The sequence below is a fragment of the Streptomyces tricolor genome (assembly GCF_002155905.1).
Lineage (GTDB): Bacteria > Actinomycetota > Actinomycetes > Streptomycetales > Streptomycetaceae > Streptomyces > Streptomyces tricolor.
Window position 1 is genome coordinate 1 of sequence record NZ_MUMF01000570.1, and the last position, 3,662, is coordinate 3,662.

General features: G+C 72.6%; 1 protein-coding gene. It reads right to left on the minus strand.

What is annotated here, in order from left to right; translation table 11 throughout:
* Positions 1–3,662: non-ribosomal peptide synthetase (locus tag CCN44_RS33770; RefSeq protein WP_143650135.1), on the minus strand; the 3,662-nt coding region annotated here is incomplete at both ends.

The window sequence follows — 3,662 nt, forward strand, 5'->3', positions numbered from 1 at the left end:
CCGCTGGTGAGGGGGCCGAGGAGGCCGGTGACGGTGAGGTCGAAGGCGACGGGTGAGTGCACCAGTGCCCGGCCTGTCATGGTGGGGTAGGTGTGCCGGGCCCAGGCGAGGTAGTGGTTGAGGGAGTGGTGTTCGACCACGACGCCCTTGGGGCGGCCGGTGGAGCCTGAGGTGTAGATGACGTAGGCGGGGTGGGCGGGGCGCAGGGCGGTGACGCGGTCGCTGTCCGTGGGGTCGTGGTCCGGGTGTGCCGCGAGGGCGGTGGCTGTTTCGTGGTGGTCCAGGAGCAGGTGGGTGGGGCCCTGGCCGGTGGGCAGGGTGGCGGCGGTGGTGTGGTCGGTGAGGAGGCAGGCGGGTGTGGAGTTGCCGAGCATGTAGGTGATGCGGTCGGCGGGGTAGTCGGGGTCGAGGGGGAGGTAGGCGGCGCCGGTCTTGAGGACGGCGAGGACGGCGACGACGAGGTTCACCGAGCGGGGCAGGGCGAGGGCGACGTACTGCTCGGGTCCGATGCCCCGGCCGATCAGGTGGTGGGCGAGCCGGTTGGCGCGGGTGTTGAGTTCCGCGTAGGTCAGGGTGGCGTCGTCGTGCTGTACGGCGATGGCTTGCGGGGTGCGGGCGGCCTGGGCCTGGAACAGCTCGGGCAGCGTGGTGTCGGGCACGGCGCGCGCGGTGTCGTTCCACCGCGTGAGTATCCGGTCGCGCTCGTCGGGGGAGAGCACGTCGAGGGTGCTCAGCGGCCGGGACGGGTCGGTGGTCACCGAACGCAGCAGCCGTTCCAGCCGGTCCGCGACCGCGACGGCGGTCTCCCGGTCGAAGAGGTCCGTCGCGAACTCGACGGAACCCCGGACACCCGCGGGCCGGCCCTGTTCCGTCGTGCGCTCCTCGACGTCGAAGGCCAGGTCGAACTTGGCCGAGTCCGCCCGGAGAACGTGCGGTTCCACGACCAGACCCGGCAGCTCCACCTGCGGCTCGTCGTTCTGGAAGGTGAGCATCACCTGGTACAGCGGGTGGTGCGACAGCGACCGCGACGGGTTGACGATCTCCACCAGCCGCTCGAACGGGACGTCTTGGTGCGCGTACGCGCCGAGGTTCGACTCCCGCACCCGGGCCAGGAGTTCGGTGAAGGAGGGGTCGCCGGAGGTGTCGGTGCGCAGGACGAGGGTGTTGATGAAGAAGCCGACGAGGTCGTCCAGCGCGTCGTCGGTGCGGCCGGCGACGGCCGTGCCGATGGGGATGTCGGTGCCTGCGCCGAGCCGGGTGAGCATCGCCGCGATGGCGGACTGCACCACCATGAAGACGGTCGACTGGTGCTCCCGGGCGAGCCGGACGATCCCCTCGTGCAGCTCGGCGTCCCAGACGAACGGGATCGTCTCGCCGCGGTGGCTGGCCTCGGCCGGACGCGGCCGGTCCGTCGGCAGCTCCAGCTGCTCCGGCAGCCCCGCCAGCGCGGTGCGCCAGTAGTCGATCTGACGGGCGATCACACTGCCGGGATCCGACTCGTCCCCGAGGATGTCACGCTGCCACAGGGCGTAGTCGGCGTACTGCACCGGCAGCGGCTCCCACTCCGGGGCCCCGCCCGCACGGCGGGCCGTGTACGCCGCCGACAGGTCGGCGACCAGCGGCGCCAGTGAACCGCCGTCGCTCACGATGTGGTGGGTGAGCAGCAGGAGGACGTGCTCCTCCTGGCCCGTGGCGAAGATCCACGCCCGCAGCGGCAGGTCCCGGGTCAGGTCGAAGGTGTGGTGGGTGGCCTCGGTGACGGCCCCCTCCACCTGGTCGGCGGCCACGGCCCGGACCTCGACGGCCGGGCGGGCGGCCTCGCCCTCCAGGATCCGCTGGTACGGCGTGCCGCCGCTCCGCGGGAAGACGGTGCGCAGGCTCTCGTGCCGCGCGACCAGGTCCTCGATCGCCGCCCGCAGCGCCGGCACGTCCAGCTCACCGGAGAGCCGCAGCGCCAACGGCACGTTGTAGGTGGCGCTGGGGCCCTCCAACTGGTGCAGGAACCACAGGCGCTGCTGGGCCGGGGAGAGGGGGACGAGGTCCGGGCGCGGCGCGGGTGCCAGCGGAGCGTGTCCGCCGGCCTCCGCACCGAGACGAGGGGCGAGCCCGGCGACGGTGGGCGCCTCGAAGAGGTCGCGGACGGTGAGGTGGGTGCCGAGGGTGGTGCGGATGCGGCTGACGAGGCGGGTGGCGAGGAGGGAGTGCCCGCCGAGCTCGAAGAAGTCGTCGTCGATGGTGAGGCGGTCGATGCCCAGGGTGTCCGCGAAGATTCCGCAGAGGATCTCCTCCTGGACGGTGCGCGGGGCCCGACCGCCGGCGGCCGGTGTGCGCTCGGGTGCGGGCAGCGCGGCGGTGTCGAGCTTGCCGTTGGGCGTGAGGGGCAGGGTGTCCAGGGTGACGTAGGCCGCGGGCAGCATGTAGTCGGGCAGAGACGCGGCCGCCTCCAGGTGGGCACCGGCGGTGTCGGCGGTGGCCGGGGTGAGGTAGGCGGTGATGCGCCGGTCCCCGGGCTGGTCCTCACGGACGGTCACCACGGCGTGCGCGACCGAGTCGTGCCCGGCGAGCGTCTGCTCGATCTCGGCGAGTTCGATGCGGTAGCCGCGGACCTTGACCTGGTGGTCGGTGCGGCCGAGGTAGTCGAGGGTGCCGTCGGCGCGCCACTTCACCAGGTCGCCGGTGCGGTACATGCGCCGGCCGGGTGTGAAGGGGTCGGCGATGTAGCGGGTGGCGGTGAGGTCGGGGCGGTGGTGGTAGCCGCGGGTGACGAAGTCACCGCCGATGTACAGCTCGCCGGCCACGTTCGGCGGCACCGGACGAAGGTACGCGTCCAGCACGTACACCTGGGTGTTCCACACCGGCCGGCCGATGCTGACGGCCCCCGCGGGCAGGGCCCGGCCCGGCTCGACGGTGTGGAACACGCAGCCGACGGTGGCCTCCGTCGGCCCGTACTCGTTGATCACCGTCGCACCCGGGTGCGCCTCCCGCCAGGTGGCGAGGTTCTCGGCGGTCAGTGACTCACCACCGAGGACCAGGTCCCCGCTCGGCGAGAACGCCGGGTCGAGCTGCGCGAGCAGCGCGAGGTGGGAGGGGGTGGCCTTGACGAAGGTGGGCTGGTCGGTGGGCGGTGCGGTGTGGTCGTTGAGGTCGATGAGGTGGGCGGTGCCGCCGCTGGTGAGGGGGCCGAGCAGGCCGGTCACGGTGAGGTCGAAGGCGACCGGCGAGTGCACCAGCGTCCGCCCCGTGAGTCCGGGGTAGGTGTGCCGGGCCCAGGCGAGGTAGTGGTTGAGGGAGTGGTGTTCGACCACGACGCCCTTGGGGCGGCCGGTGGAGCCCGAGGTGTAGATGACGTAGGCGGGGTGGGCGGGGCGCAGGGCGGTGATGCGGTCGCTGTCCGTGGGGTCGTGGTCGGCGTCGGTGTGCGCGGTCCCGGTGTCGCTCTCGTCGTCCAGGAGCAGGTGCGGCAGGGCGGGGGTGTCGGGCAGTCGTTGTGCGGTGGTGTGGTCGGTGAGGAGGCAGGCGGGTGTGGAGTTGCCGAGCATGTAGGTGATGCGGTCGGCGGGGTAGTCGGGGTCGAGGGGGAGGTAGGCGGCGCCGGCTTTGAGGACGGCGAGGACGGCGACGACGAGGTTCACCGAGCGGGGCAGGGCGAGGGCGACGTACTG